The organism is Hylemonella gracilis ATCC 19624 (assembly GCF_000211835.1).
Classification (GTDB): Bacteria; Pseudomonadota; Gammaproteobacteria; order Burkholderiales; family Burkholderiaceae_C; genus Hylemonella; species Hylemonella gracilis.
This window is the reverse complement of the sequence record NZ_AEGR01000060.1, coordinates 57,756-83,299: the sequence shown is the minus strand read 5'-3', so window position 1 is coordinate 83,299 and position 25,544 is coordinate 57,756. Positions and strand designations below refer to the sequence as shown.

Genomic DNA, 25,544 nt, shown 5'->3' with positions numbered 1-25,544 from the left:
GAAAAATCAGGCCGCGACGGCGTTGGCGGCCAAGTCCGTCCAAGACCAGCTGAACGCCGGGCCCAAGCCTACGCCCAGCAAAAAGGCCAGAACGAACCAGAAAAAGGCGGCGATGCCCAGGCAGATCAGGGCCGAGCGCCAGGCGGAACGCCCGATGACCGGCGCATCGAAGGCCCGCGCCACGCCCATGCCGCACAAGGCGGCGGGGATGATGAAGCCCAGCGCTTGCACCAGGGCCATGAAGAGCACGCCGCCGCCCAGCAGAAACAGCAGGCGCCGATCGCCACCGGGCAGGGGTTCGTGGTCCTCGATCTGGCTGTCATCCACTTGGTGGCCGCGCCAGGCGCTCCAACCGTAGGCCAGCGCGAGCACGACCAGCATGCCCACCACCACCCCGGGCACCAGCACGGGGCCGACGGCCATCTGGATCATGGACTCGGGAATCGCCGTGACCTGCCAAGCGGCCGCGGCCGCCAGGCCCACCAGCAGCAAGGCCAGCAGGAAGGGCGTGAAGCGTGCACGCCGCTGGGCGCCGTGGCTCGTGCGGGTGGATGCAGACATCAGGCCAGCCCCAGGTCCTTCATCACAGCCTCGGTGGCGCGGATGTCCTCGGCCAGTTGCTTGTCGAAGGCCGGCGCGGTCAGGAAGACGTCGGTCCACTTGCGGGTTTCGAGTTCCTTCTTCCAGGCCTCGGAGGCGTGCAGGCGGGTCATGAAGGTCACCAAGGCATCGCGTTGCTCATTGCTGATGGCCGGGGGCGCGAACACGCCGCGCCAGTTGGCCGCCGTCACCGGCACGCCCAGCTCGCTCAAGGTGGGCAGGTTCACGCCGGGGATGCGCTTGTTGCCCGAGACGGCCAGCGGAATCAAGCGGCCCGCGCTGATGTGCTCCTCGAACTCGGAGTAGCCCGAGATGCCCGCCGTCACCTGCCCGCCCAGCAACGCGGCATTGGCCTGGCCGCCACCCGAGAACGCCACGTAGGCGGCCTCGCGCGGGTTGCGGCCCAGGGCCTGGATGATCAGACCCAGCAGCACGTGGTCGGTGCCGCCCGCGCTGCCGCCGGCCACCGGCACCCCGCGGGGATTGGCCTTGAGCGCGGCTTCCAGCTCCTTCCAGGTCTTGATCGAACCGCTGGCGGGCACGGCCACCACGCCCGCTTCTTCCGTCAGCCGAGCGATGGGCGTGACGTTCTTCATCGTCACCGGGCTCTTGTTGGCGATGGCCGCGCCCACCATGACGGAGCCGCCCACCATCAGGTTGTCACCCTTGCCCTTGCGCTGGTTCACGTAGCGCGGCAGGCCGACCATGCCGCCGGCGCCGGCGACGTTCTCGAAGGGCATGTTGCCCACCAGGCCCGCGGCCTTGGCGGCGCGCTCGATGGCGCGTGCCGTGCCGTCCCAGCCGCCGCCCGGCGCGGCCGGCACGAACATATTGAGGTTCTCGAACAGGGGCTTACCCTGGGCCCAGACGGGCAGGGCCAGGCTGGCACCGGCGGCCAGACCCAGGCCGAGGAATTCACGTCGCTTCGCTTGCATCGTCGTCTCCTGTGTAAGAATCAAAACAACTTTTGCAGGGCCTCGCCTGCAGCCCCGGGATTCTGAACCTGTGGCCCGGCCTAGGCTTTCAAACACCTGTCAGAACCCCCCGGTGCATACCCTGACATCCCGCCTCCTCCTCGTCGAAGACACCCCCGATCTGGCGCTTTGGCTGGGCACGGCCCTGCGCCAAAGCGGCGCGGACGTCGAATTCGCGCGCGACGCCGACGAGGCCCTGGCCTTGCTGCGCGAGGGCGACGCCTTCGACGCCGTGCTGCTGGACCTCAATCTGCCCGGCCGTGACGGCCTGTCGGTGCTGCAGGAGCTGCGCGAGAGCGGCAACGCCGTGCCCGTGATGATCCTGACCGCGCGCGCCAGCGTGCCCGACCGCGTGCTGGGCCTGAACCTGGGCGCGGACGACTACCTGCCCAAACCCTTCGACCTGAGCGAACTGGAAGCGCGGCTGCAAGCCCTGCTGCGCCGCCCCGGGCGCATGAAGTCCCTGCGGCTGCGCCTGGGCCCGCTGGAAATGGACCGCGAATCCGGTCAGGTCACGCTGAACCAGCAGGTGCTGGCGCTGACCCCACGCGAGACCGCCGCCCTGCGCGTGCTGCTGGAACACCCGGGCCGCGCCGTCGGCAAGGAAGCGCTGCACCGCGCGGTGTTCAGCGACGAAGCCGCGGAGCTCGAGGCGGTGGAGGTGTTGATCCACCGCCTGCGCAAGAAGCTCGACACGGCCTGCCGCCCGCCCGAACCCGCGGCCCCCACGGTCAGCACCATCCGCGGCCTGGGCTACCTGCTGACGCTCCAAGACGCCAAGCGCGCCGCATGAACGCCACCGCCTCGCTGCGCGCCCGCCTGCTGGGCTGGATCTTGCTGCCGCTGGTGGGTCTGAGCGCGCTCAACGCCTGGGTCAGCTATGGCAACGCGGTGGACGCCAGCAACGAGGCCTATGACCGGGCGCTCTACCTCGCGAGCCGCGCGCTGGCCGAGGAACTGTCCTGGCGCCAGGGCGGCCTGCAGTTGCAAGCGCAACGCGCCGCCGGTTACCTGTTGGAGAACCACACCGGCTCGCGCTTGTACTACCGCATCGCCGATGCCCAGGGCCACTGGCTGGCCGGGCAGGACGACCTGCCCGGCCCCACGGGCGCAGCGCCGATGCAGGTGCACTACCACGCCCTGGTGCAGTTCGACGACATCCAATTTCGCGGCTTGCCGGTACGCCTGGCCCACCTGACCCACGTGCTGGAGGACGAGGGCGGGCAAGCCCGCATCCTCAAGATCAGCGTGGCGGAGACGCTGGAGACGCGCCAACAGATGGTGCGGCACATCCTGCGCGACACCCTGAGCCAGCAGGCACTGCTCTTGCTGGCGGCGGCGCTGCTGGTGGTGGTGGGTGTGCAACGCGGCATCCGTCCGCTGGAGAGCTTTCGCCAGCGGCTTGCACAGCGCGCGGACGACGACCTCGCGCCCATCGAGCCCCCCGGCCTGCCGCGCGAGCTGCATCCCCTGGTGCACACGCTCAACACCTACCTCGCCCGGCTGGGACGGCTGATCGACATCCGCAAGCGCTTCCTGGACAACGCCGCGCACCAGCTGCGCACGCCGCTGACCGTGCTCAAGACCCAGCTGGTGCTGGCCGAGCGCGAACAGACCGCCGACCGCGCCGCGCTGCTGAGCGCCGCGCGCAAGACCACGGACGACGCCGTGCGCCTGACCGAACAGCTGCTGGCCATGACGCGCGCCGAGCACGCGCCCGAGATGCACCCGCACGAAGCCCTGGACCTGGTGGCGCTGGCGCGCCAGGTCACGCAGGAGTTCCTGCCCCGCGCCGTGCAACGCGGTGACGACCTCGGTTTCGAGGCGCTGGTGCCGGCCTGCACGGTGAACGGTTCGACCGCTCTGCTGCACGAAGCCCTGGGCAATCTGCTGGACAACGCCTTGCACCATGCGCCGCCCGGTACCCGCGTCACAGTACGCGTGGGACCAGCCTGGGTGGAGGTGGAAGACGGTGGCCCCGGCATCGCCGCCGAACACCAGGCCCATGTGTTCGAGCGCTTCTACCGCGCCGCGCCCGCCGAGGTGCGCGGCAGCGGCTTGGGCCTGGCCATCGCCCGCGAGATCGCGAAGCAGCATGGCGCCCAGCTCAGCCTGCAAAGCCCCTTGTCCACGGGACCAGGCACGGTGTTCCGCATGACTTTCGCGGCCCCTGCGGATTGAGGGCCGAGGGATGAGGGCCGAGGGATGAGGGATGAGGGATGAGGGATGAGGGATGAGGGATGAGGGATGAGGCCCGTCACCGCCCTCGCTGCCCCTGAGCCGGGGCCAGAGTCGGACCCCGCGAGCACCGGCAGCCACCCGCCCCGACGCCCGCACCGTGCTGACCTCCAGGCCTGAAAGCCTCATACTGCCCACCCTCGCCAAAACCGATTCATGACCGACTCCAGCACCTCCTCTCGCACCACGTCGGCGCCCACGTCAGCGGCCCCCTCCGCCGGCCCAGCGCTGCGCGCCCTGCTGTTCGGCAACTTCGTGATCGGCGCGGGCGTGATGGTGGTGCCCGGCACGCTCAACGACATCAGCGCCTCGCTGGATGTCTCCATTCCGCAGACCGGGCTGCTGATCACGGTGGGCGGCGTGCTGATCGGCCTGGGCGCGCCCCTGGCCGCGGGCTTGGTGGCCGGATGGGACCGGCGGCGCCTGCTCGCGCTCTCCCTGCTGTGGTACGGCGTCTTCATGGCGGCCAGCGCCTGCGCGCCCAGCTACGGCTGGCTGCTGGTGCTGCGCGCCCTGGCCATGATGCCGCCCGGCATCTTCACACCGCAGGCCGCCGCCAGCGTCGGGCTGCTGGTGCCGCCGTCGCAGCGCGGACGCGCCATCACCACCATCTTCCTGGGCTGGTCGCTGGCCTCGGTGCTGGGCATGCCGCTGTCGGCTTGGATCGGTGGCGTGATGGGTTGGCGCTGGGCCTTCGGGCTGGTGGCGCTGCTGGCCCTGGTCGGCGCTGCCTGGGTCTGGCGCGTGCTGCCCGATGGCATGCGCCCACCCGCGATCTCGCGCCAAGGCTGGGCGCAGACCTTGCGCTCGCCCGCGCTGATGGGCGTGGTGGCCGTGACGCTGTTCTATTCCTTCAGCCAGATGACGCTGTTCGCCTACTTCGCGCCTTATCACCAGCAGATGATGGGCATGGGCGCCGCCGCGCTGGCGCTGCTGCTGCTGTGGTTCGGCGTGTTCGGGCTAGCGGGCAATCTGCTGCTGTCGCGCCACATCGACCGCCTGGGCCCGGCGCGCGCCGTGACCATGACGCTGGTCGGCATCGCCCTGACCCTGGCCCTGTGGCCGCTCAGCCGGGCCTTCGGTGCGCCCTCGTTCTGGCTGCATGCGTTGATCGCGCTGCCTTGGGCGCTCTGCGGCTTCGCCTGCAACTCGGCGCAGCAGGCGCGCCTGGTGCAACTGGCCCCGGCGCTGGCATCCGCCACCATCGCACTCAACTCTTCCGCCATCTACGCCGGCCAGGCCCTGGGCGCGGCGCTCGGCGCCAGCCTGATTGCCCAGGGGCTGCTGGCCCATCTGCACCTCTACGGTCTCGGCCTGGTCTTGATCGGCTTGGGCGTGAGCCTGTGGGCCGGTCGGCGCGCGAGCACGGTGCCCGGCGCGGCGCGGTAGTCCGTCGCGCCTTTCGCGCCCCCAGCACACTCATCCGATCGCGCGGGCAGGCGGCTCGGCGCCGCCTCAACGCGCCCAGTCCGTGCCCGCCACCAAGGTGGCCACCATGCGCGTCAGGCCTTGGGCATCGATCTCGTCGAAGCGGGCCAGCTCTGGGCTGTCGAGATCCAGCACGCCGAGGAATTGGCTGCCGGAGCGCAGCGGCAGCACGAGTTCGGAGCGGGAAGCGCTGTCGCAGGCGATGTGGCCAGGGAAGGCCTCCACGTCCGGCACGATCTGCACCTGCCCGGTCGCGGCGCAGGTGCCGCAGACCCCCCGGCCGAAGGGGATACGCACGCAAGCCACCTTGCCCTGGAAAGGGCCGAGCACCAGGGTCTCGCCCTGGGCCAGGTAGAAACCGGCCCAGTTCAAATCCGGCAGGACCTGGTAGAGCAGCGCGGAGAACTGCGCCAGGTTGGCGATGCGGTCACGCTCGCCTTCCAGCAGGCTCTGGAGCTGAGCACTCAGCAATTCATACGCCGCGCGCTTGGCGGCCGGGGTGGACATGTCGAGTTGGTCGGCGACGGTGAAGCTCATGGGATCTCGGGTACGTTGGAAGTCGTCAGTATCGTTGCGGCCCGGTCGGCATGCGCGGGCGCGCGAAACCCGCACTATATGATCGGATCGGCTAGTCCGACGCACACACACGCGGTCACCGCGCGGAAAAAATGAAACTCACTTTTCTGGGGGCCGCCGGCACCGTGACCGGCTCGCGTTACCTGCTGGAACACGAGGGGCACCGACTGCTGGTCGATTGCGGTCTCTTCCAGGGCTACAAAAACCTGCGCGAGTTGAACTGGGAGGACTTCCCCTTCGACCCCGCGACGTTGGACGCGGTGGTGCTGACCCACGCCCACCTGGACCATTCCGGCGCCCTGCCCTTGCTGCTGAGGCGCGGCTTTCGCGGCCCCATGCACGCCACGCCCGCCACGATCGAGCTGTGCCACCTGCTGCTGCCCGACAGCGGCCACCTGCAGGAAGAAGACGCGGCCTACGCCAACCGGCACGGCAGCAGCAAGCACCACCCGGCCCTGGCGCTGTACACCGAAGAAGACGCGCGGCACAGCCTGCGTTACCTGCGGCCGCTGGACTTCGGCGTGAGCGAGGAGGTGCTGCCTGGCCTGCACGTCACGCTCGCACCCGCCGGGCACATCCTCGGGGCGGCGCACGCGACCTTTTCGGACGGGCGTACCAAGATCCTCTTCTCAGGCGATGTGGGCCGCGAGGACGACCTGATCATGGAGCCGCCCACACCGCCCGAAGCGGTGGACTGCATGGTGGTCGAATCCACCTATGGCGACCGCGTGCACCCGACCGTGGACAACCAGGCCCTGCTGGGCGAGATCATCCAGCGCACGGCCAGCCGGGGCGGCAGCGTGGTGATCCCCGCCTTCGCGGTCGGGCGCGCGCAGGCCCTGCTGGTGCTGATCGCACGGCTGAAAGCCGCCCACGCCATTCCCGATCTGCCCATCTTCCTCGACAGCCCCATGGCCATCGACATGACGGGCATCTACCTGCGCCATCACAAGCTGCATCGGCTCAGCCCGGAAGAAAGCCAGCGCATGTGCCGCGTGGCGAAGATGGTGCGCACCACCGACGAATCCCGCGCGCTCAACGAAGTGCGCTACCCCTCCATCATCATCTCGGCCAGCGGCATGGCCACCGGCGGCCGGGTGCTGCACCACATCAAACGTCTGGCGCCGGACCACCGCAACACCATTGTCCTGGCCGGTTACCAGGCCGGCGGCACGCGCGGCGCGCGCATCGCTGCCGGTGAAAAAAGCATCCGCATCTTCGGCCAGGACGTGCCACTCAACGCCGAAGTCACCCAACTGCCCGGCATGTCCGCCCACGCCGACGCGCCGCAACTGCTGCGCTGGATGGGCGCCGCGCCCCAACCGCCCCAGCAAGTCTTCCTGACCCATGGCGAACCCGAGGCGGCGGACCAACTGCGCCAGCGGATTGAACGAGAGCTGGGCTGGCGCGCGAGCGTAGCGCGGATGGGGCAAGAGGTGACGCTGGGGTAGGGAAATGCAATAAGGCGTGCAGGGATGCGCTACGCTCTCGCTCCCTCACACCTCACGGAGCCCCTCTTGAAGCTAAAGATGGCGAAGAACTCGCTGTTCGCAATCCTCTTGCGCTCGCCTTGGTGGATCAGCCTGCTGATCGGTGTCCTGCTGGGCTTGATCAGCTTTGCCCTGCTGCCGGACGAAGTCCGCGTCGTCGGCGCGCTGTCGGGCTTGCCCTTCGTCGTGATCGCGGTCATGGCGGCGATCCGCCAATGGGGCCGGCCCGGCGCCGCGCGAGTGGCGCAGACCCACGACGCCGTCGCGGCGATGTCCTGGCCGGCCTTCGCCGATCTGCTGGCACAGGCCTTCCAACGCCAAGGCCACACGGTGCAACGCGGCAAAACGGAAGACTTCGACTTCGAACTGGAGCGCCAGGGGCGACGCACCCTGGTCAGCGCGCGCCGCTGGAAATCAGCGCGCACCGGCGTCGACAACCTGCGTGCGCTGCAAGCCGCGCGCGAGGCCCACGGGGCCGAACAAGCGCTGTACATCGCACTCGCCCCACTCAGCGAACAGGCCCAGCCCTATGCCACCGCGCAGCAGATGGAGGTCTGGCACGCTGAGGAGCTGGCCCTGGCGCTGCGTGATGTGCCGATGGGCAAGAGCAAGGGCCGTTAGGCCATCGCAATTCCGCACGGCGCGGGCCAGGCCGGTCGCCTCATACCGCCCAAGTACTGGAAAGCTGCTCCGCTTGTTGGAGCACTAGATCCACGGCCTGGGGTTCCTGATCGGGCGGGTATTTCCATTTCTGCAGGCAACGCCGCACCAGGATGCGCAGCTTGGCGCGCACACTGTCACGCACCTGCCAGTCGACCGTGGTGCTGGCACGCAATTTCTCGGTGATTTCGATGGCGATTTTTTTCAGAACGTCATCGCCCAACTGGCGCACGGCGCTCTCGTTGTTGGCCAAAGCATCATAGAAGGCGATCTCATCGTGCCCCAGGCCGAGAGAGGCTTCGCGCTCCAACGTGGCCTGGAACTCCTTGGCCATCTGGATCAACTCTTCAACCACTTGAGCGGTTTCAATCGCGCGGTTGTGATACTTGCGCAAGGTTTCAAGCAAGCGATCGCCGTACTTCTTCTCTTGCACCACGTTGTTGCGGGCACGGGCCTTGATTTCATCGCGCAACAGCTTTTCCAGTAACTCCACCGCCAGGTTGCAGCTCTCCATCTGGCGGACATCCTCCAAGAATGCATCGGACAGCAAGCCAATGTTCGGCTTATCCAGTCCGGCCAGGGCGAACACATCGGCCACGCCGTCCGCGATGATCGCGTTGTCCAGGATCTGCCTCAGCGCGCTGTTCTTCTCGGCGTCACTGCGTTTTCTGTCCACGGTCGTGAACTTGGTGATCGCGGCTTTGATGGCTGAGAAGAACGCGATCTCCTTGCGGAGCGAAGCCGCCTCATCCAAAGTTCCACAGAGCGCGTAGGCCTCCCCGATGGCCACCATGGTGTCGAGAAAGCGCGTCTTGCCATCCTTCAAGCCCAGGATGTGATTGGCAACAGGCACCAGCAATTGGATGGCATCGGTCTCGTAAGCGCTGTAGTCAAAGCCTCGCATCAGGGCGCGCACGATGCCTAGTTTTTCCAACAACACTGCCAACGCCTCGGCCGCGCTTCGTGTCGGATCACCCTTGCCCTTGGCCTCGGTGTACGTCTTGAGCGCGGCCTTCAGCTCGTTGGCAATTCCGATGTAATCCACCACCAGGCCGCCAGGCTTGTTCTTGAAGACCCGGTTGACGCGGGCAATCGCCTGCATGAGGTTGTGGCCCTTCATGGGCTTGTCGACGTACATGGTGTGACAGCATGGCGCGTCAAAGCCCGTCAACCACATGTCGCGCACGATCACCAATTTCAGCGGGTCTTTGGCGTCCTTGAAGCGTGCTTCCAAGCGCTTCTTCACTTGCTTGCTGTACAGGTGCGGCTGCAACAGCGCCTCGTCGGCAGCCGAACCGGTCATGATGATCTTGATGGCGCCTTGCTCTGGGTCGGTGCTGTGCCATTCGGGCCGCAGTGGCGGATGCTCGTCGTCCCCCACGCAGATGGCGTTGTAGAGCTGCACGCAGATGTCACGGCTCATGCAGACGATCATGGCCTTGCCGTCCACCACGGAAAGGCGTGCCTCGAAATGGTGGATAAGGTCGCGAGCCACCTGTTGCAGCCTGGGCGCGGAGCCCACCAGCTTCGCCAACGCCGACCACTCGCTCTTGGTTTTTTCGCGGCTGGCGATGTCCTCTTCGTCCTCAACCACCTCTTCCACCTGCGCGTTGAGGGCGTCGATCTCGGTCTGGTTCACATCCAGCTTGGCCAGACGGCTTTCGTAGAAGATCGGGACCGTCGCGCCATCGTCCACCGCATCCTGGATGTCGTAAATGCTGACGTAGTCACCAAACACCGCGCGCGTGTCCTTGTCTTCCAACGCGATGGGCGTGCCGGTGAAACCGATGAATGTGGCGTTCTTGAGTGCATCGCGCAGGTGCTTGGCATAGCCAAACACATACTTGCCCGTCTTGGTATCCAGCCGCCCCTTGGTGCCGTACTGACTGCGGTGGGCCTCGTCCGAAATCACCACGATGTTGGAGCGGCCGGACAGCAGAGGGTGGGCCTCTTCGCCGTCCAACAAAGCAAATTTCTGCACCGTGGTGAAGATGACCCCCCCCGCTTCGCGCGAAACCAACATCTCGCGCAGTTCGTCGCGTCCACCGGCCTGAACCGGGGTGGTCTTGAGCAGGTCACTCGCGGCGCTGAAGGTGGCGAACAGCTGGCCGTCCAAATCGTTGCGGTCGGTCACCACCACCAGCGTGGGGTTCTTCATTTCGGGTTGCTGCAGCAACTTGCCCGCGTAGCAGGCCATGGTGATGCTCTTGCCCGAACCTTGGGTATGCCACACCACACCCGCCTTGCGCGAGCCTGGCTTGACCTCCTTGCCGTAGGTGGCGCGCTCTTCGCGCACTTCCAGCAGCCCCTTGTCCACATCCCGCGAGGCGATCACCGTGGCGCGCACAGCTTCGCGCACCGCGTGGAATTGGTGGTAGCCCGCGATCTTCTTGCTGATGCTGTCGCCCTCTTGCTCGAAAAGAACGAAGTAGCGCAGGTAGTCCAAGAACAACTCGGGCTTGAAGAAACCACGCACCACGGTCTCCAGCTCCATCTGCAGGCGCGGGCGGTCGTCTTCGTTGGCGACAGTGCGCCAGGGCAGCATGCGCTCCGTGTTGGCGGTAAGGGAGCCGATACGCGCCGTCCAACCGTCGCTCACCACGAGGGCGGCGTTGCTGTTGAACAGGTCGCTGATGTCCTCCTTGTAGGTCTGCAATTGATGGAAGGCGTCCCACACGTCCGTCTGCTCGTTGGCGGGGTTCTTCAGCTCCAGCACCGCCAAGGGCAGGCCGTTGACGAACGCGATCACATCCGGGCGGCGCGGCTGCTTGGTGCCAGTGATGGTGAATTGGTTCACCACCAAGAAGTCGTTGTTGCTGGGATGCGCGAAATCGATGAACTGCACCAGATCGGTCTTTTTCTCGTCGCCCTGCGCGAAATCCACCATCACGCCGTTCAACAACAGCCGGTGCACGTTGCGATTGCGCACGATCAGCTGCGGTTCACCCACCGTCTGCAAGACATGGGCTGCCTGCTCCAGGGCCGCAGGAGGGATGTGCGGGTTGATTCGGGTCAGCGCGTTCAGCAAGCGCTCGCGCAGCACCACCTGCCGGTAGTTGCCGCGCTCAGGCGCGTCGCTGTCCGGGGCCAGGTCGGGACCGTGGGCACACCGCCAGCCCGCGTCCTGGAACCAGCCCAGGCAAAGTTCCTCGAGTTGTTGTTCATTCAGCATGTCGGCCTCCCCTGGCCACGCTGCACCGCAGAGGCACCCAGCCGGTTTGCGATGAAATAAGAAACCCTCGGCAAATCAATGACTTGCCTACGCCTGGCGCCCCGAGCCGGGCTGCCGATGAAATGGCCACTACGCCCATGCCGGGATGTAGCGCGCATAGCGCCGCGAGTCTGGCGCGTTGGGGTCCATCTTTACCAGTCCCTGCTCCAGGGTCGCCGTGATGATCTGCGACACCGTGTTGCTGCTGCCCTCGGGCAAGCCAAAACGCTCCCGCAGCGACTGGTTGGTCATCTGCCGGCGCAGCACGTACTGCAGCACGCAATGCTGGTAGCAGGCCCGCACCCGGTCGCCGCCGTTCATGTCGCGGAAAGCACGTGGCCCGTGGATCACCACGATCGTGCGCCGGTGACTCGTCAAGAACTCGGGGGCCGGCAGCTGCATCAACTCGGCGGCCTCGATCACCCGATCAATGCCGCTGCTCTTCTCCTCGCAGATGCCGAACCGCCGCATCAAGTCCGCCAGCCGCTCGTTGCGGGACTGGTAGCCGTCGATGAAGCGCTCCACCGGCACGATGGGCTCGCCCGGGTTGGATATTTCCACGCGGTTGCTGAACACCTCCACCACCGGCGAGGCACCGCCCATGTCGAAATCCTGGTGGATCAGCGCATTGGCCAGCAGCTCCCGCACCACCACCTCCGGCAGCAGCTTGACCTGCTTGCGGATGGCCCCCTCGATCACCTCGTTCTGCGGCAGTTTGCCCATCACGTGCTGCACCAGCCCCGCAAAACCCACGGCGTAGCCCTTCTCGCCGGTGACGTCGGAAACGGTCTGCATCTTGGACTCGCCCGCATAGACGATCACACGCGCCGCCTTGCGGCTGATGTCCTGGAACTGCCGCATGTTCTTGGCCAGCAGCACCGCGCCGATGCGCAGGATGTTGAAGCCCGCCGCGCTGCGCTCGATCAGGCGCTCGTCCAGCAAGCGGGCCAGCACGCCCGCCGGTCGGTCGGGTAGGGCAGGCGCATCAGTTCGAAAAAGGTCTGGGTGTCCAGCCACTGCACCACGTCCTGGGCAGACACGTCCTTCAGCGCCGGGCTCTCCAGCCAGCCCGGCTGGCCTTCCGCAAAGATCTTGCGCAGCTGGTCCTCGCTCATCGGCACCAGCTCTTCGCCCGAGCGCATCAGGTAAGCGCCGTCGACTTGATATTCACTGGCCGGGCAACATCCATGCAACGCCAGAAATGATAAAGCCGCGCTGGTGCGCGGCTTTGGGGAGGTTTGCCGCCGCCCGGCAAGTGGCCGCAACGGCGAGAAAAAGTCTTGATCAATCAGCTGCTGAACAAGAAATTCATCACGTCGCCATCCTTGACGACGTACTCCTTGCCTTCGGCGCGCATCTTGCCCACGTCCTTGGCGCCTTGCTCGCCCTTGTGGGCGATGAAGTCCTCGAAGGCGATGGTCTGGGCGCGGATGTAGCCCTTCTCGAAATCGGTGTGGATCACGCCCGCCGCCTGCGGCCCGGTGTCGCCGACATGGATGGTCCAGGCGCGCACTTCCTTCACGCCGGCCGTGAAGTAGGTCTGCAGGCCCAGCAGCTTGTAGGCGGCGCGGATCAGGCGGTTCAAGCCCGGCTCTTCCTGGCCCAGTTCCTGGAGGAATTCCAGGCGGTCGGCGTCGTCCATCTCGGACAGCTCGGCCTCGATCTTGGCGCAGATGGCCACCACGGGCGCGTTCTGGGTGGCGGCGTATTCCTTCAGGCGATCAAGGTAGGGGTTGTTCTCGAAACCGTCTTCGCTCACGTTGCCCACGAACATGGCGGGCTTGGCGGTGATGAAGAAGAACTGCTTGAGCAGGGGAAGCTCTTCCTTGCTGAATTCCACCGTGCGCACGGGCTTGCCCTGGTCCAGCGCGGCCTGGCATTTCTCCAGGATGGCGACCAGCTTGATCGATTCCTTGTCGCCCGAACGCGCCGTCTTGGTCACGCGGTGCAGAGCCTTCTCGACCGCGCCCAGGTCGGCCAGGCAGAGTTCGGTCTGGATCACCTCGATGTCGGCGATCGGGTCCACCTTGCCGGCCACGTGGATCACGTTGTCGTCGGAAAAGCAGCGCACCACGTTGACGATGGCGTCGGTCTCGCGGATGTGGGCCAGGAACTTGTTGCCCAAGCCCTCGCCCGTGCTCGCCCCGGCCACCAGGCCGGCGATGTCCACGAACTCCACGATGGCCGGCACGATGCGCTCGGGCTGGACGATCTCGGCCAGCTGCTTGAGGCGCGGGTCCGGCACCTCGACCACGCCCACATTGGGCTCGATGGTGCAGAAGGGGTAGTTTTCAGCGGCGATGCCCGCCTTGGTCAGCGCATTGAAGAGGGTGGATTTGCCGACGTTGGGCAGGCCGACGATGCCGCACTTGAGACTCATGGTGTTCCTTGCTTGAGGGGCGGTATTTTAAAGGCGGCGTTTGTCACCGCCCGGCCTCGCGGCACCTGCCCGTCAAACAGGCAATCCAAGGGCGCGCCAGCACAGGCGCGGTCCGCGCGACTTGTTCATGCACTTGTCCACAGCTTTAGCCACGGAGACGCTGGATAAGTCGGCTTGACGTCACGTCACGCTGACCCATCAGAACGCGTAATCCGCCCGCGCCACTTGCCCGACCTTGAGCCAACGGTCCACGCCCGCCGTGACGATGCAGTTCATGCCAAAGGTGATGGCGCCGTTGAGGCGCGCGTCTTGCCGGTAAGCCTGCAAGGTGTCGTTCACCGAAGGATGGCTTTGCGCCGTGTCCGGGTCGATGTTGGGGATGGGGCAGCGCGAGCAGGGTTTGACGGGCGTGAGCTGCACCTCGCCCTCGTCCGTCTCGAGGATGATGGGCCCCACGCGGTCTTCGTCGTGGGCTTCCCAGCCGTCGATGACCAGGTTGGGACGGAAGCGCCGGATATCCACCAGCGGCTGGCCGGCGGCTTTCAGCCGGGCATTCAGATCGTCCACGGCCGACTGGCTGACGACCAGCAGCGGGTAGCCGTCGGAAAACTGATTGGGCGCCTCAACACCCTTAGTCCAGTCCATGCTGGAGAGACGGCGATGTTCGGGGTCAAAGCGCGCCAGGCGGTAAGGGCGACCCGATCCCCCGGGCACCAGGAAATCCGAGAACCACTGCGCGGCCAGGTCACCCATGTCATAAGCCGCCACCTCGTCTTGCCAGACGCGCACGCGGGTCGGCGCTTCCACCACGTCCACGCGCAGATGCAGGGCCAGCATGCCCGGCGCGCGCAAAACCAGCTCGCCGCCGCTGCCCATCACATCGCCCTTGAAGGCGGTCTGGATCAAGGCCATGCGCGGCAGCTCGCGCTGGGTGACGAATTCGCCCGCCTCGTCCACGACCATCCAGGCGCGGTCCAGGTCCAGGCCGGTCTCGGTCAGCAGCGCCTCGGGCAGGGCCAGGCCCGCGCAGGATTTGACGGGGTACACATGGAGGCTGGAAATCCGCCCCGTGACATCGGAGGTTTGCATGGGATTGATTGTGCCTGTCCGTCTGGGGCCAAGCCCGGCTTCTACAATGCCTCTCAGCTATGGCATCTCCCTCCCCAGCCCTGGACATTTTCATCAGCGGCGACGGCATCGTCGGCCGCAGCCTGGCCCTGCTGCTCGCGCGTGAAAAGCTGCGCGTGGGCCTGAGCGCCGCGCAGCCCGTCCCGCCAGGCGCCCCGGCCGACATACGCGCCTACGCCCTCACCCCCGCCTCGCGCGCGCTGCTCGAAAGCATCCGCGCTTGGCCCGAGGACGAAACCCTGGCCACGCCGGTGCTGGCCATGCAGGTGCATGGTGACGAGGGCAGCGAGCTGAACTTCAGCGCCGCCCTGCACGGCACGCCCGCGCTGAACTGGATCGTCGACGCCCCCGTGCTCGAAGAGGGCCTGGCCACCGCGTTGCGCTACCAGCCGCAGATCGAACGGGTGGCGCATGGTCAGGAGCCGAACGCGCCGCTCACCGTGGTCTGCGAAGGCCGCGCCAGCGCCACGCGCGCGGCCCTGGGCGTGGACTACGAGATGGCGCCCTATGCCCAGCACGCGCTGGCTGCACGCGTGCGCTGCGAGCAGCCGCACGGCCAAGTCGCGCGGCAATGGTTTCTGCGCGAAGCATCCGCCGGTGAGGTGCTGGCCCTGCTGCCGCTGGGCGGCCCCCAAGGCGACACCGTGGCCGTGGTCTGGTCCGTCTCGCCCCAACGCGCCGCCTTCCTGCAAGACCTGACGCCCAAGGCCTATGCCGAGGCCCTCGCCTTGGCCTGCGGGCACGCACTGGGGGCGATGCAACTCGTGAGCGAACGCCGGGCCTGGCCCCTGGTGCGGGCCCAGGCCCGGCATTGGTCGGGCCGCACGGGCCAAGACGCTTGGGTGCTGGCGGGCGACGCCGCACACGCCGTGCACCCGCTGGCGGGACAGGGCCTGAACCTGGGCTTGGCCGATGTGGCCGAACTGGCCCGCGTGCTGCGCAAGCGCGAGGATTGGCGAGGCGTGGCCGACCCCAAACTGCTGCGCCGTTACGAGCGCGCCCGCAAGGCGGGCATGCTGCCGCTGGACCTGGGCATGGACGCTCTGCAACGCCTCTACACCCGCGAAGGCCCCTTCTGGAACCAGCTGCGCGCCTGGGGCCTGCGCGGGGTGGAACACAGCGGCTGGCTCAAGCACTGGCTGGCCCGCCAGGCCATGGGCGCTTGAACGCGACTAAAACCACACGCACCACACGCGACCACGCACGACGACACACGCATGAAAACGACTCCCACGATGACGCCCTCCCTCTCCTTGCACGTGGGTCGCAGCGCACGCGGGCTGCTGGCGGCCCTCTTCGGTCTGACGCTGGTGCTGCTGCTGGGACTGGCCTCGCTCCATCCCGCGCAAGCCCAGTCGACTGTGGATGAGGCGAAGGCGACGGCAGAACCCGCCGCCGCAGCCGCCATCCGAAAGAGCTTGGGCGCTCGCCTGCCGAAGATGCCCGCCATCGACGAGGTGCGCGCGCTGCCACTGGCGGGCGGCACCAGCCTGTACGAAGTCCGCGTGGGGCAGGACATCTTCTACACCGACGCCCAAGGCCGGCACCTGATTCAGGGGCAGATCATCGACCTGCAAAGCCAGCGCAACCTCACCGAGGAGCGCACGGAGCAACTGTCGGCGGTGCGCTTCCAGGACCTGCCCTTCGAGGACGCCTTCACCATCCGCCGCGGCAAGGGCGAACGCCAGCTCGCGGTGTTCTCCGACCCGGAATGCGGCTACTGCCGCAGGCTGGAGCGTGAACTGGCCAGCCTCGACAACGTGACCATCCACGTCTTCCTCTATCCGGTGCTGGGGCCGCAGTCCACGGAAAAATCGCAGGCGGTGTGGTGCACGGCCTCTGCGCAGCGCGGCCAAGTTTGGCTGGATTGGATGCTCAAGGGCACGCCACCGGCGACCCAAGCCAACTGCAGCCAGCGCACCTTGGACACGCTCGCGCGCAACCTGGAATTCGGCCGCAAGCACCGCATCCAGGGCACGCCCACGATGTTCTTCGCCAACGACGCCCGGGCGCCGGGCGCGCTGAGCGCGCGGCAGATCGAACAACTCTTCGCCAATGCGGCGACGGGCAAATAAAGCGCTGCGCGTCTCGCTCCGCCCCGCCGTCTCTTTTTTTTCAGGCCCGCGCCTGCGACTTCATGGCCCGCTCCTCCACCGCCCCTAGCTCACCGCGCGCACGCGCGCCTCAATCCGCCACGCGCTCGGCGGCCGTGGCCTACCAGGTCGAGCTGGAGGACGCGCGCGCCCACCTCTACCGCGTCACCCTGACCATCGCGCAACCGGAGGCACGGCAACGCCTCAGTCTGCCGGTCTGGATTCCGGGCAGCTACCTGGTGCGAGAGTTCGCCAAACACCTGCAAGAACTCACCGCGAGACAGGGCCAGAAGGCATTGACAGCGCAGCAGCTGGACAAATGCAGCTGGGCGGTCGACTGCGAACCCGCTCAGCCGCTGGTGCTGAACTACCGCATCTACGCCTACGACAACTCCGTGCGCGCCGCCTGGCTGGACACGCAGCGCGGCTTTTTCAACGCCACCAGCCTGTGCCTGCGCGTGGAAGGTCGGGAAGACGCGCCGCATCGGCTCACACTGCCCCGCCCGCACAGCGCGGACAAGGGAGCGATGGCGATGTCTCAGTGGCAGGTCGCCACGGGCCTGACGCCTTTGACGACCGACCCGCAGGGCTGGGGCAGCTACCAAGCCGCCGACTACGATGAACTGGCTGACAGCCCGGTGGAAATGGGCGCCTTCTGGCGCGGGGACTTCACGGCCTGCGGCGTGCCGCACCGCTTCATCGTCGCGGGCGCGCCGCCCAGCTTCGACGGCGCGCGCCTGCTGGCCGACGCGCAACGCATCTGCGAGACGGAGATCCGCTTCTGGCATGCGCAGGGCCGTGCGAAGGGTGCGGTGAAAGCGCCGCCCTTCCAGCGGTATGTGTTCATGCTCAACGCCACCGACGACAACTACGGCGGCCTGGAGCACCGCAACAGCACCGCGCTGATCTGTGGCCGGCGCGACCTGCCGCGCGTGGGACAGAAGCCCAGTGAGGGCTACACCACGCTGCTGGGCCTGATCAGCCACGAGTACTTCCACACCTGGAACGTCAAGCGCCTGCGCCCCGCCGAGTTCGCGCGCTACGACTACACGCGCGAGAACTACACGGAGCTGCTCTGGTTCTTCGAAGGCTTCACCAGCTACTACGACGACCTGCTGCTGCGCCGCGCCGGCTTGGTGGATGACGCCACCTACTTGCGCCTGCTCAACAAGAACATCAACCAGCTACTGCAGACACCGGGCCGCCTGGTGCAGACCGTGGCCCAGGCCAGCCTGGACGCCTGGGTCAAGTACTACCGCGTGGACGAGAACACGCCCAACGCCACCGTCAGTTATTACGGCAAGGGCGCGCTCGTGGCCTTGTGCATCGATCTGACCTTGCGCGCCGAGACCGCGCACAAAAAATCCCTGGACGACGTGATGCGCGCATTGTGGCGCCGCTGCAAGGCCGGGCCGATGACCGAGTCCGATGTGCTGGCCGTGCTGCAGGAGCTCAGTGGCCGCAGTTGGAAAAAAGAAATCCAGCACTGGGTGCATGGCACCCGGGAACTGCCGCTGCGCGAACTGCTGCAAGCACAGGGCGTCGCCATCCACGACGATCCGGCCCAATTGGCGCAGCGCCTGGGCCTGCGCGTGACGGAGAACAACGGCGGCCTACAGATCAAGACCGTGCTGCGTGGCGGCGCGGCCGAGGAAGCCGGCTTCGCGGCCGGCGACGAATGGCTGGGCGTGGAAGTCCCCGGGTCATCGGCGTCGGTTGGCAAATCCGGAAAAGCCAAGGCTGCCGCAGACCCCAGCGCCTGGCGGCTGCGCAAGCTGGATGACCTGCCGCTCTACGCAGGCGAGCAGCTGCAGCTGACCGCCTTGATCTCACGCGACCAGCGCATCCTGCGCCTGCCACTGGCCCTGCCTAAGACCAGCACCACTTGGCGCTTGGCGATTGAAGGATCAGACCGAGTCAAACGCTGGTTGGGTTGATCGATTTTCTTCGCGCACGACGTTTTTGCCGCCACCGCAGCAACCCCGTGGCCCAAGCCAGCAAGGGCAGCAGGCCCAGCACCGCGTAGAGCAAGCGTCCCGGCAAGCCCAAGATCTCCGCGTTGTGCAGGGGGTGCAGCCAAGCCAGCACGGTCTCTGCGCTCCCCTGCTGCGCGGGGTCGCGCCGCGCCAGCAACTCGCCCGTGAACGGGTCCACCCAAACCCGGGTCTGGGGGAAACGCCGTCCCGGTTCGAAGCTTTGGTGCAGACGCAGCACGATGGGCTCGCCCTGGCTGCCTGACGACTCAATCCAACGCACATCCGCTTGAGGGAATTCGCGCTGGGCCACGGTCATGGCCGCGTCCAGCGACATCAGCGCAGCAGCCATCGAGCCGTTCGGCGGGGCCGAACGCGCCTCGGGCAGGGACCCACTCGCGGCGGGTGCGCCCATCACCGCGCGGGTCGCGTCCGGCCATGCGAGGCCCACACCCGTCACGGCCAGCAGCAAGAGCCCGATCCATGCGTAGACCCCGGGCAGGACGTGCAGGTCGTAGGTTCGCCGCACCGGACCGGGACGCAGCTCGGGCCGCAAGGCCGCGCCCAGGCGCTGGCGGCTGGGCCACCACAACCACAAGCCGCTGAGCAGGGACAACACCATCGCCACGCCCAACCAGCCCACGACCGTGCGCCCCACACCGTCCCACAGCAGGGTGTAGTGCAGGTCATAGAGCCACGTCGCGAGGAAGTCACCCCAATAGCGATCGCTGGTGATCTCCAAGGTCTGGGGATTGAGGGTGACCATGCGGGGCGCGAACGCCCTGCCTGCGCGCTCGGGCGGCCGCTGGTAGCGCACCATCACGGGACTGCTCGCACCGTCGGGCAATTCGATGCGCCACGGACCGGTCAGGTCCGGGTAGGCCGTGCGCAGTCGCTGCAGCACCTGTTGGGGTGACACCTGCGCCCCAGCCGGTGCGGCCTCGGTTCGTACTGGCACCTGGATCGCGGGATTGAGCCAGCGATCCAGCTCCAGGTAGAAGACCAAGGCGCTGCCAGTCACGCCCAGCAGCGCCAGCAAGGCGCCGAGCGGCAGACCGATCCACAGATGCAGCGCTAGCCAACGCTTGCGCAGTCGCGCCTTGTCCATCAGAGGCTGACGTTCAAGAGGGCGTAGACGCTGCGCGGCGCGCCTGGTGCGTGCAGGCTTTGGGTGCCGTCATGCCACACGTACTCGTAGTAGCGGTCCGTCAGGTTGCGGCCCTGAACTTCGAGCGCGACCTTGGGGCTGAACTGGTAGGACACCGAGGCGTTCAGCAAGGTGTAGCCGCCGTACTTGGGCGTGCTGTTGGTTTTCTCGATGTAGTAGTCCGACTGGCTGTTGACCCAGGCCGACCAGCTCAGAGCAGGCGTCACCTGGTGATCCACACCCAAGCCGGAAATCAGGTGAGGCACGTGGTCGAGCTCCTTGCCCTCCGTGTTGCTGGCGTTGGAAGCGGCCCGCACGATTTCAGCGCGTTGCGCGGTGAGCGAGAACCAAAGGCCCAGGTCACGGTTGGGGCGGGCATTGAGTTCCAGGTCCACCCCTTCGCGGCGCGTGCTCCCGATGTTCTCTGACGCATTGGAGGGATCGTTGAGCTTGCGCACGGCCTCGTTGCTCGCGACCTGACGCCAGACGGCGAAGCGTCCGTTCATCGATGACAGGGGCCTGAACTTCACCCCGGTCTCCCAGCCGTCGTTGATCGATGGCTCCAGATCGCGGGACTGATTCACCTTGTACGAGCCAGTGCCCACGCCGACCTGGAAGCTGCGTCCAACGTTGCCATAAAAGATCAGGGGCTCGGAGTACACGTAGACCGCGCCGAACTTGGGCTGAGGAATCAGCCCGTAGTCATTCATGTCGTAGCGCGCACCCGTCAGCTGGTTGGTGTAGTCACCCGAGATTCGGTCCACGCGCAAGGCGGGCGTCAGCGTGAGTTGGGGGGTGGGCTTGACGCTGGCCTGCGCGAAGGCACCCACCGTGTTGAAGTCGAACTGTTGGTCACGGGTCTGCGAGGTTCGCACTTGAGCGACGGTGTTGTAGCGTTCGCTGCGATTGTCCTGCCGCTCCGTGTCAACGCCGCCCGAGAGTTGCACCTCGCCCAGCGCGGTCTGGCCCAAGGCATAGGTGGCGGTGGCCGAGAGACCCACATGATCTTCGTCCACCAAACGCTCTTGTTGCGACGCGGAAGCGGAGAAGCGCACGTAGCGGTGGTCGTAGATCTGGTTGGAGTAGACCTGACCCTTGAGCTGCAGACGTTCGCTGATCTGGCGCTCGGCCTGCAAGGCCAACTGGGTCATGCGCCGCTCGTCCTCGTCGGTGGCGTTGTAGCTGGGTGACTGATCCGGGTCGTTCTTGGCCTGGGCCTTGGTGAGGTAACCCGCCTCTTCAGCATTCGCGCGGTGGTGGCGGGCGATCAAACCGATCTGACCTTGACCATCCTCGCTGTGCAGGAACCACTTGCCGGAGAAACCCAAGGCGTCTGAATCCGAATGCTCGCGATGACCATCGGACTGACGGCCAATGATGGCCAGGTTTTGCGTCAAGGCGCCGCTGTCCACGCCGATGGCCGCTTGCACTTCCTGGGTGTTGAAGCTGCCCACCGTCGCACGCACGCGGCGGTAGTCGCCGCCCATGCGCGTGACGATGTTGGCGTTGCCCGCGATGTTGTGCAAGCCGTAGCGGGGGTCATTGGTGCCGCGCACGAGCTCGATGGACTCGATGTCCAGAGAAGGCGCGAGGTCGATGTAAGGCATGTTGCCGTCGTTGCTGTTGCTGGGCACGCCATCGATCAGCAGTTTCACGGCATTGATCTCGCCTTCTCCATTGAAACCTCGCATCGAGAATTTGCCGGAGGTGGTGCCCTGGTTGAACTGGGTCAGCATGACCCCGGGCACCATTTCGAACAACTGCCAGTTGTTGGCCACCGGTTGCCCCTCGATACGCTCCTGCGGCAGGACATTGACCGAAGTGGGGACCTGCTCGGTCTCCAGCGCGCCGCCTGGCGCCGACACCACGATCTCCCCCAAAGTCAGGGCGGTGGACTGCGGGGTGCTGGGCTGGGCGCTCGCCGCATCGCTGATCAGACAGGCCAGGATGGCGATGGCCACCGGCGTCAGAGGCCCGGTGTGGCGAAGGTTGAACGGTGCACGCGCGCGCGCGGGGGATGTGACAGGGGCAGCCCGGTGGGGGGCTGAATGAGAGCGAGACATGGGTGAATTTCCAGTAAAACGAGACCAGCCGGACCCTGTCCACGTGGGGTGGACGGGAGCGGCGAGAAGGCGCCCGGGAGGGGGCGCGGGTTTTCAGGAAATCAGGGGCGGTCCGCGCGACGGCAGCGGCGGCGCCGTCAAATACGCCAGCACCGCCGCTCGGGCGGGCGTGAGGGCATAGGCCAGGGACGCGATGGGCGCGGGCAGCAGGGCCCAGCTGGGCGCTGGCGCTGCAGCCTGGCAGCAGATGGGGCAATGAGAGACGGGGGAACCGCCATCACCGTCCTGATCGACCAGGCTCACGCCGCCGGAGGCGGTGCAGACCATGCTCAGCCCCGCGGGCTTCAGCAGCGGCGACACCATCGACAGAACGACGGACAGGGTCATCCAGATCGCTGTCCAGCGAGCCAGTGAGGTCAGTCGGCGCATGCGTTCCATGGGGGCGCGATTATATGAAGCGAGGTCCTGTTCCCGGCGCGGCCATGGTTTGCAGAGGCGCCGCAATGGCCCAGGACACCCGAAACCTCATCACGCGCTCAGCGTGACCTTCTTGAACTTGCGCTTGCCGACCTGCAGCACATACACCCCGGCGCCGAGTTTCAAGCCCTTGTCGCTGACGGTATTGCCATCCACGCGCACGCCGCCGCCGTCGATCAGGCGGTTGCCTTCGCCAGACGAGGCCACAAGCCCCGCCTGCTTGAGCAAGGCTGCGATGCCCACGGGCGCGCCGCCTTCGAGCGCCAGGGTCTGTTCCTCCACCTCGTCGGGGATGCCGCCCTTGCTGCGGTTGATGAAGTCCTGCTCCGCGGCTTCGGCTGCCGCCGCGCCGTGAAAGCGCGTGGTGATTTCCTTGGCCAGGGCCACCTTGGCGTCCTTGGGATTGCGACCGGCTTCCACTTCCTTTTTCAGCGCGGCAATCTCGGCCAAGGACTTGAAGGACAGCAAGGTGTACCAGTCCCACATCAGCACGTCGCTGATGGACAGCACCTTGGCGTACATGGTGTTGGCGTCTTCGCTGATGCCAATGTAGTTGTGCTTGCTCTTGGACATCTTGTCCACGCCGTCCAGGCCGACGAGCAAGGGCATGGTCAGGATGCACTGGGGCTCTTGGCCATGCTCCTGCTGCAGGTGGCGGCCCATGAGCAGGTTGAATTTCTGGTCGGTGCCGCCGAGTTCCAGGTCGGACTTGAGCGCCACCGAGTCATAGCCCTGCATCAGCGGGTAGAGGAATTCATGCACGCTGATGGGGGTGCCCGCCTGGTAGCGCTTGGTGAAATCGTCGCGCTCCATCATGCGCGCCACCGTGTACTTGGCGGCGAGCTGGATCATGCCCATGCTGCCCAAGGGCAGGCACCATTCGCTGTTGTAGCGGATCTCGGTGCGTTGCGGGTCCAGCACCAGGCTGGCCTGCTTGTAATAGGTCTCGGCGTTGGCCTTGATCTGCTCCGACGTGAGCGGCGGACGCGTGCTGTTGCGGCCCGAGGGGTCGCCGATCAGGCTGGTGAAATCGCCGATCAGGAAGATGACCTGGTGCCCCAGGTCCTGGAGTTGGCGCAGCTTGTTGAGCACCACGGTGTGGCCCAGGTGGATGTCCGGCGCGGTGGGATCCAAGCCCAGCTTGATGCGCAGCGGGGTATGCGTGGCCTCGGACCGGGACAGCTTCTTGACCCAGTCATCCTCGGGAATCAGCTCCTCGCAGCCGCGCCGGGTCACGGCCAAAGCTTCGCGCACGCGGTCGGTGACGGGAAAGGGAGCAGCGGGAGAGGAGGTGTTCATAAGGATTTTTCTACAGCCCGTTCCAAAGGGACCGATATACTCGTCGCGCGCCAAACTGGAGCTCGCGACGGCGGGCCCGAGAATGGAAAAAGGGCAGACCGTCGAAGCGGCCGATTTTACGTGCCGCACGCTCGCGCCTCAGCCTGGCGGCGGCACCCCGGAGCCGGATCGACCGCGCCGGTCAGAGACCGGCCCGACCTTTGCGAGCTTCTGCAAACGCGCCTGCCCATCCGGCCTAGTCGTACGCATCCGCATCCGCATCCAATAGCGACCATTTAATGGCAACCATCCCATAGCCCTCGTCCAGTCATTGCGTCCCCGATGTCCGTCCTGCTCTCCATGCTCCAGCGCCTACCGCGTTCCTTGCGTGCCCGCGCGCGGCTGACGCGCGGCCGTTGGACGCAAGACTCGCAGCGGCGCTGGGCGCCAGTGGCCCTCGCGGTGAGCCTGGCCGCGCTGGGTCTGGGCGCTGGTGCTTACGCGGTGGCGGCGGTGGTGGTGTCCTTGGCACCTGATCCGGCTCGGCTGCCCGTGCAGCAGGTCACCGCCGAAGTCCAAGCCCTGCCTTTTGTCTCGCCCTTTGCAGCCCCTGCGCCAGCGCCCCTTGACGAGTCGACAGCGGGCCCTTCGCAACGGGTTGACGGGCACCGTTTCAGCGTTTATCGCTCCGAGCTGTCGCGGGCCCAAGACACGGCCGAAGGCCTGCTGCACCGCCTGGGCATTCACGACACGCAAGCCGCCGCCTTTCTGAAACGGGACATCCTCACGCACCGTCACCTGCTGGGACGCACGGGCCGACTGCTGAGCGTGGAAGCCAGCGAACGCAATACCTTGCTGAAGTTGACCGCGCGCTGGAGCCCCAGCGACGATGGCAGCTTCGAGCGCCTGATCATCGAGCGATCAGGCGATGGCTTCAGCTCCCGCCTGGAAAAAGCCATGCTCACGGCCTCGCTGCGCATGGCCAGCGGCGTCATCGACAGCTCGCTCTTCGCCTCGACCGATCAGGCCGGGATTCCAGACGCCGTGGCCGTGCAGCTGGCGGAAATCTTCTCCGCCGACATCGACTTCCACAGCGACCTTCGAGAGGGCGATCGCTACGCCGTGGTCTATGAAATGCTGGAGGGCGACGGGGAGCCTCTGCGCGCGGGCCGGGTGCTGAGCGCCGAGTTCATCAATGCCGGCAAGGCCTACCAGGCGGTCTGGTTCACCGAGCCGAACACTGACCAGCCGGAGCTGCTCGTCGTGGGACAGCCGACCCAGACCAACGGACGCAGCGGTTACTACAGCCTGGACGGCCAAAGCCTCAAGCGCGCTTACCTGGCGTCGCCACTGGCCTTCTCGCGCGTGACCAGTGGTTTTCGCATGCGCTTTCATCCCATCCTCAAGACCTGGCGCGCGCACCTTGGCGTGGACTACGCCGCACCCATCGGCACGCCGGTGCGGGCCGTGGGCGACGGGGTGGTGGAATTCGCGGGCGAGCAAGGCGGCTACGGCAAGGTGGTGATCCTGCGGCACCGCAACGGACACCAGACTCTGTACGCTCACCTCAGTCGCATCTTGGTGCGGCATGGCCAGCGCATCGCGCAAGGCCAGACCCTCGCGGCCAGTGGCGCCACCGGCTGGGCCACGGGCCCGCACCTGCATTACGAGTTCCGCATCAACGGTCAGCACCAGAACCCGCTGCTGATCGTGCGCCGCAGTGAAGCGGCGCCGCCGGTGTCCGCGGCGAACCGGCCCGCCTTCGATCAAGTCGCGCTACAGGCCCGTCGGCAATTGGCTTCCGCCCAGCTGCTGGCCTCGCGTTGAG

Annotated in this window: 21 protein-coding genes; 9 read left to right on the top strand and 12 right to left on the bottom strand. The window is 66.6% G+C overall.

Translation table 11 applies throughout. From position 1 onward, the window contains the following. Positions 1–6: 6 nt before the first annotated feature. Both HGR_RS10020 and HGR_RS10015 read right to left on the bottom strand, forming a co-directional pair. Positions 7–561 (bottom strand): tripartite tricarboxylate transporter TctB family protein, encoded by a 555-nt coding sequence (locus tag HGR_RS10020; protein WP_006298117.1) that lies wholly within the window; start codon positions 559–561, stop codon positions 7–9. Next, positions 561–1,535, bottom strand: coding sequence for a Bug family tripartite tricarboxylate transporter substrate binding protein (locus HGR_RS10015; protein WP_006298116.1), 975 nt, complete (start codon positions 1,533–1,535; stop codon positions 561–563). The genes HGR_RS10020 and HGR_RS10015 overlap by 1 nt, the downstream gene beginning before the upstream one ends. A 112-nt stretch (positions 1,536–1,647) precedes the next feature. On the opposite strand from HGR_RS10015, the gene HGR_RS10010 reads away from it, so the two are divergent. From HGR_RS10010 to HGR_RS10000, 3 genes are all read left to right on the top strand, one after another. Then, complete coding sequence (locus HGR_RS10010; RefSeq protein WP_006298115.1) at positions 1,648–2,367, top strand: response regulator transcription factor; 720 nt, start codon at positions 1,648–1,650, stop codon at positions 2,365–2,367. Beyond that, positions 2,364–3,755 (top strand): sensor histidine kinase, encoded by a 1,392-nt coding sequence (locus HGR_RS10005; protein ID WP_006298114.1) that lies wholly within the window; start codon positions 2,364–2,366, stop codon positions 3,753–3,755. Before HGR_RS10010 ends, HGR_RS10005 begins: the two co-directional genes overlap by 4 nt. A 213-nt stretch (positions 3,756–3,968) precedes the next feature. Beyond that, the gene (locus HGR_RS10000) at positions 3,969–5,201 is read left to right on the top strand and encodes an MFS transporter (RefSeq protein WP_006298113.1); all 1,233 of its coding nucleotides are present in this window, start codon (positions 3,969–3,971) and stop codon (positions 5,199–5,201) included. Between the two features lie 66 nt (positions 5,202–5,267). Here HGR_RS10000 and HGR_RS09995 read toward each other — a convergent pair whose 3' ends face one another. Continuing rightward, positions 5,268–5,777, bottom strand: a complete 510-nt coding sequence (locus HGR_RS09995; protein WP_006298112.1) for a GAF domain-containing protein — start codon at positions 5,775–5,777, stop codon at positions 5,268–5,270. 131 nt (positions 5,778–5,908) lie between these two features. Between HGR_RS09995 and HGR_RS09990 the strand changes: the two genes are divergently transcribed. Both HGR_RS09990 and HGR_RS09985 read left to right on the top strand, forming a co-directional pair. Beyond that, positions 5,909–7,267 carry an MBL fold metallo-hydrolase gene (locus HGR_RS09990; protein WP_006298111.1) on the top strand — a complete coding sequence of 453 codons (1,359 nt, stop codon included), beginning with the start codon at positions 5,909–5,911 and terminating at the stop codon, positions 7,265–7,267. 78 nt (positions 7,268–7,345) lie between these two features. Continuing rightward, complete coding sequence (locus tag HGR_RS09985) at positions 7,346–7,927, top strand: restriction endonuclease (protein ID WP_006298110.1); 582 nt, start codon at positions 7,346–7,348, stop codon at positions 7,925–7,927. A 40-nt stretch (positions 7,928–7,967) separates the two neighbouring features. Here the strand turns inward: HGR_RS09985 and HGR_RS09980 are convergent, their stop codons facing one another. From HGR_RS09980 to HGR_RS09965, 5 genes are all read right to left on the bottom strand, one after another. Then, entirely contained in the window at positions 7,968–11,138 is a 3,171-nt protein-coding gene (locus tag HGR_RS09980; protein ID WP_006298109.1) for a type I restriction endonuclease subunit R, read from the bottom strand. Between the two features lie 129 nt (positions 11,139–11,267). Further along, on the bottom strand, positions 11,268–12,131 hold the full coding sequence (locus tag HGR_RS09975) for an ATP-binding protein (protein WP_202796604.1): 864 nt from the start codon (positions 12,129–12,131) through the stop codon (positions 11,268–11,270). Then, positions 12,101–12,319 (bottom strand): hypothetical protein, encoded by a 219-nt coding sequence (locus HGR_RS17650; protein ID WP_202796603.1) that lies wholly within the window; start codon positions 12,317–12,319, stop codon positions 12,101–12,103. Before HGR_RS17650 ends, HGR_RS09975 begins: the two co-directional genes overlap by 31 nt. A gap of 146 nt (positions 12,320–12,465) precedes the next feature. Then, positions 12,466–13,557 carry a redox-regulated ATPase YchF gene (gene ychF, locus HGR_RS09970; RefSeq protein ID WP_006298108.1) on the bottom strand — a complete coding sequence of 364 codons (1,092 nt, stop codon included), beginning with the start codon at positions 13,555–13,557 and terminating at the stop codon, positions 12,466–12,468. Positions 13,558–13,755: 198 nt separating this feature from the next. Then, positions 13,756–14,646, bottom strand: coding sequence for an MOSC domain-containing protein (locus HGR_RS09965; RefSeq protein WP_006298107.1), 891 nt, complete (start codon positions 14,644–14,646; stop codon positions 13,756–13,758). A gap of 59 nt (positions 14,647–14,705) precedes the next feature. Here HGR_RS09965 and HGR_RS09960 point away from each other — a divergent pair, with 59 nt between their 5' ends. The 3 genes from HGR_RS09960 (at position 14,706) to HGR_RS09950 (ending at position 18,715) form a co-directional block, all read left to right on the top strand. Further along, a complete protein-coding gene (locus HGR_RS09960; protein WP_006298106.1) occupies positions 14,706–15,851 on the top strand; it encodes an FAD-dependent monooxygenase in 1,146 nt (381 codons plus the stop codon). A gap of 51 nt (positions 15,852–15,902) precedes the next feature. Continuing rightward, on the top strand, positions 15,903–16,760 hold the full coding sequence (locus HGR_RS09955; protein WP_138922473.1) for a DsbC family protein: 858 nt from the start codon (positions 15,903–15,905) through the stop codon (positions 16,758–16,760). A gap of 62 nt (positions 16,761–16,822) precedes the next feature. After that, positions 16,823–18,715: a M61 family metallopeptidase gene (locus HGR_RS09950; protein ID WP_006298104.1), complete on the top strand. Its 1,893-nt coding sequence runs from the start codon at positions 16,823–16,825 to the stop codon at positions 18,713–18,715. On the opposite strand, the gene HGR_RS09945 is transcribed toward HGR_RS09950, so the two are convergent. From HGR_RS09945 to tyrS, 4 genes are all read right to left on the bottom strand, one after another. Then, a complete protein-coding gene (locus tag HGR_RS09945) occupies positions 18,696–19,859 on the bottom strand; it encodes a PepSY-associated TM helix domain-containing protein (RefSeq protein WP_006298103.1) in 1,164 nt (387 codons plus the stop codon). The two genes, HGR_RS09950 and HGR_RS09945, sit on opposite strands and share 20 nt — an antisense overlap. Further along, a complete protein-coding gene (locus tag HGR_RS09940; protein ID WP_081463505.1) occupies positions 19,859–21,961 on the bottom strand; it encodes a TonB-dependent receptor in 2,103 nt (700 codons plus the stop codon). Before HGR_RS09940 ends, HGR_RS09945 begins: the two co-directional genes overlap by 1 nt. 93 nt (positions 21,962–22,054) lie before the next feature. Beyond that, positions 22,055–22,399, bottom strand: coding sequence for a DUF2946 family protein (locus HGR_RS09935; RefSeq protein ID WP_006298101.1), 345 nt, complete (start codon positions 22,397–22,399; stop codon positions 22,055–22,057). A gap of 90 nt (positions 22,400–22,489) precedes the next feature. Beyond that, positions 22,490–23,737, bottom strand: a complete 1,248-nt coding sequence (tyrS, locus tag HGR_RS09930) for a tyrosine--tRNA ligase (RefSeq protein ID WP_006298100.1) — start codon at positions 23,735–23,737, stop codon at positions 22,490–22,492. Between the two features lie 321 nt (positions 23,738–24,058). Here tyrS and HGR_RS09925 point away from each other — a divergent pair, with 321 nt between their 5' ends. Further along, positions 24,059–25,543 carry a M23 family metallopeptidase gene (locus tag HGR_RS09925; RefSeq protein WP_006298099.1) on the top strand — a complete coding sequence of 495 codons (1,485 nt, stop codon included), beginning with the start codon at positions 24,059–24,061 and terminating at the stop codon, positions 25,541–25,543. Position 25,544 lies beyond the last annotated feature (1 nt).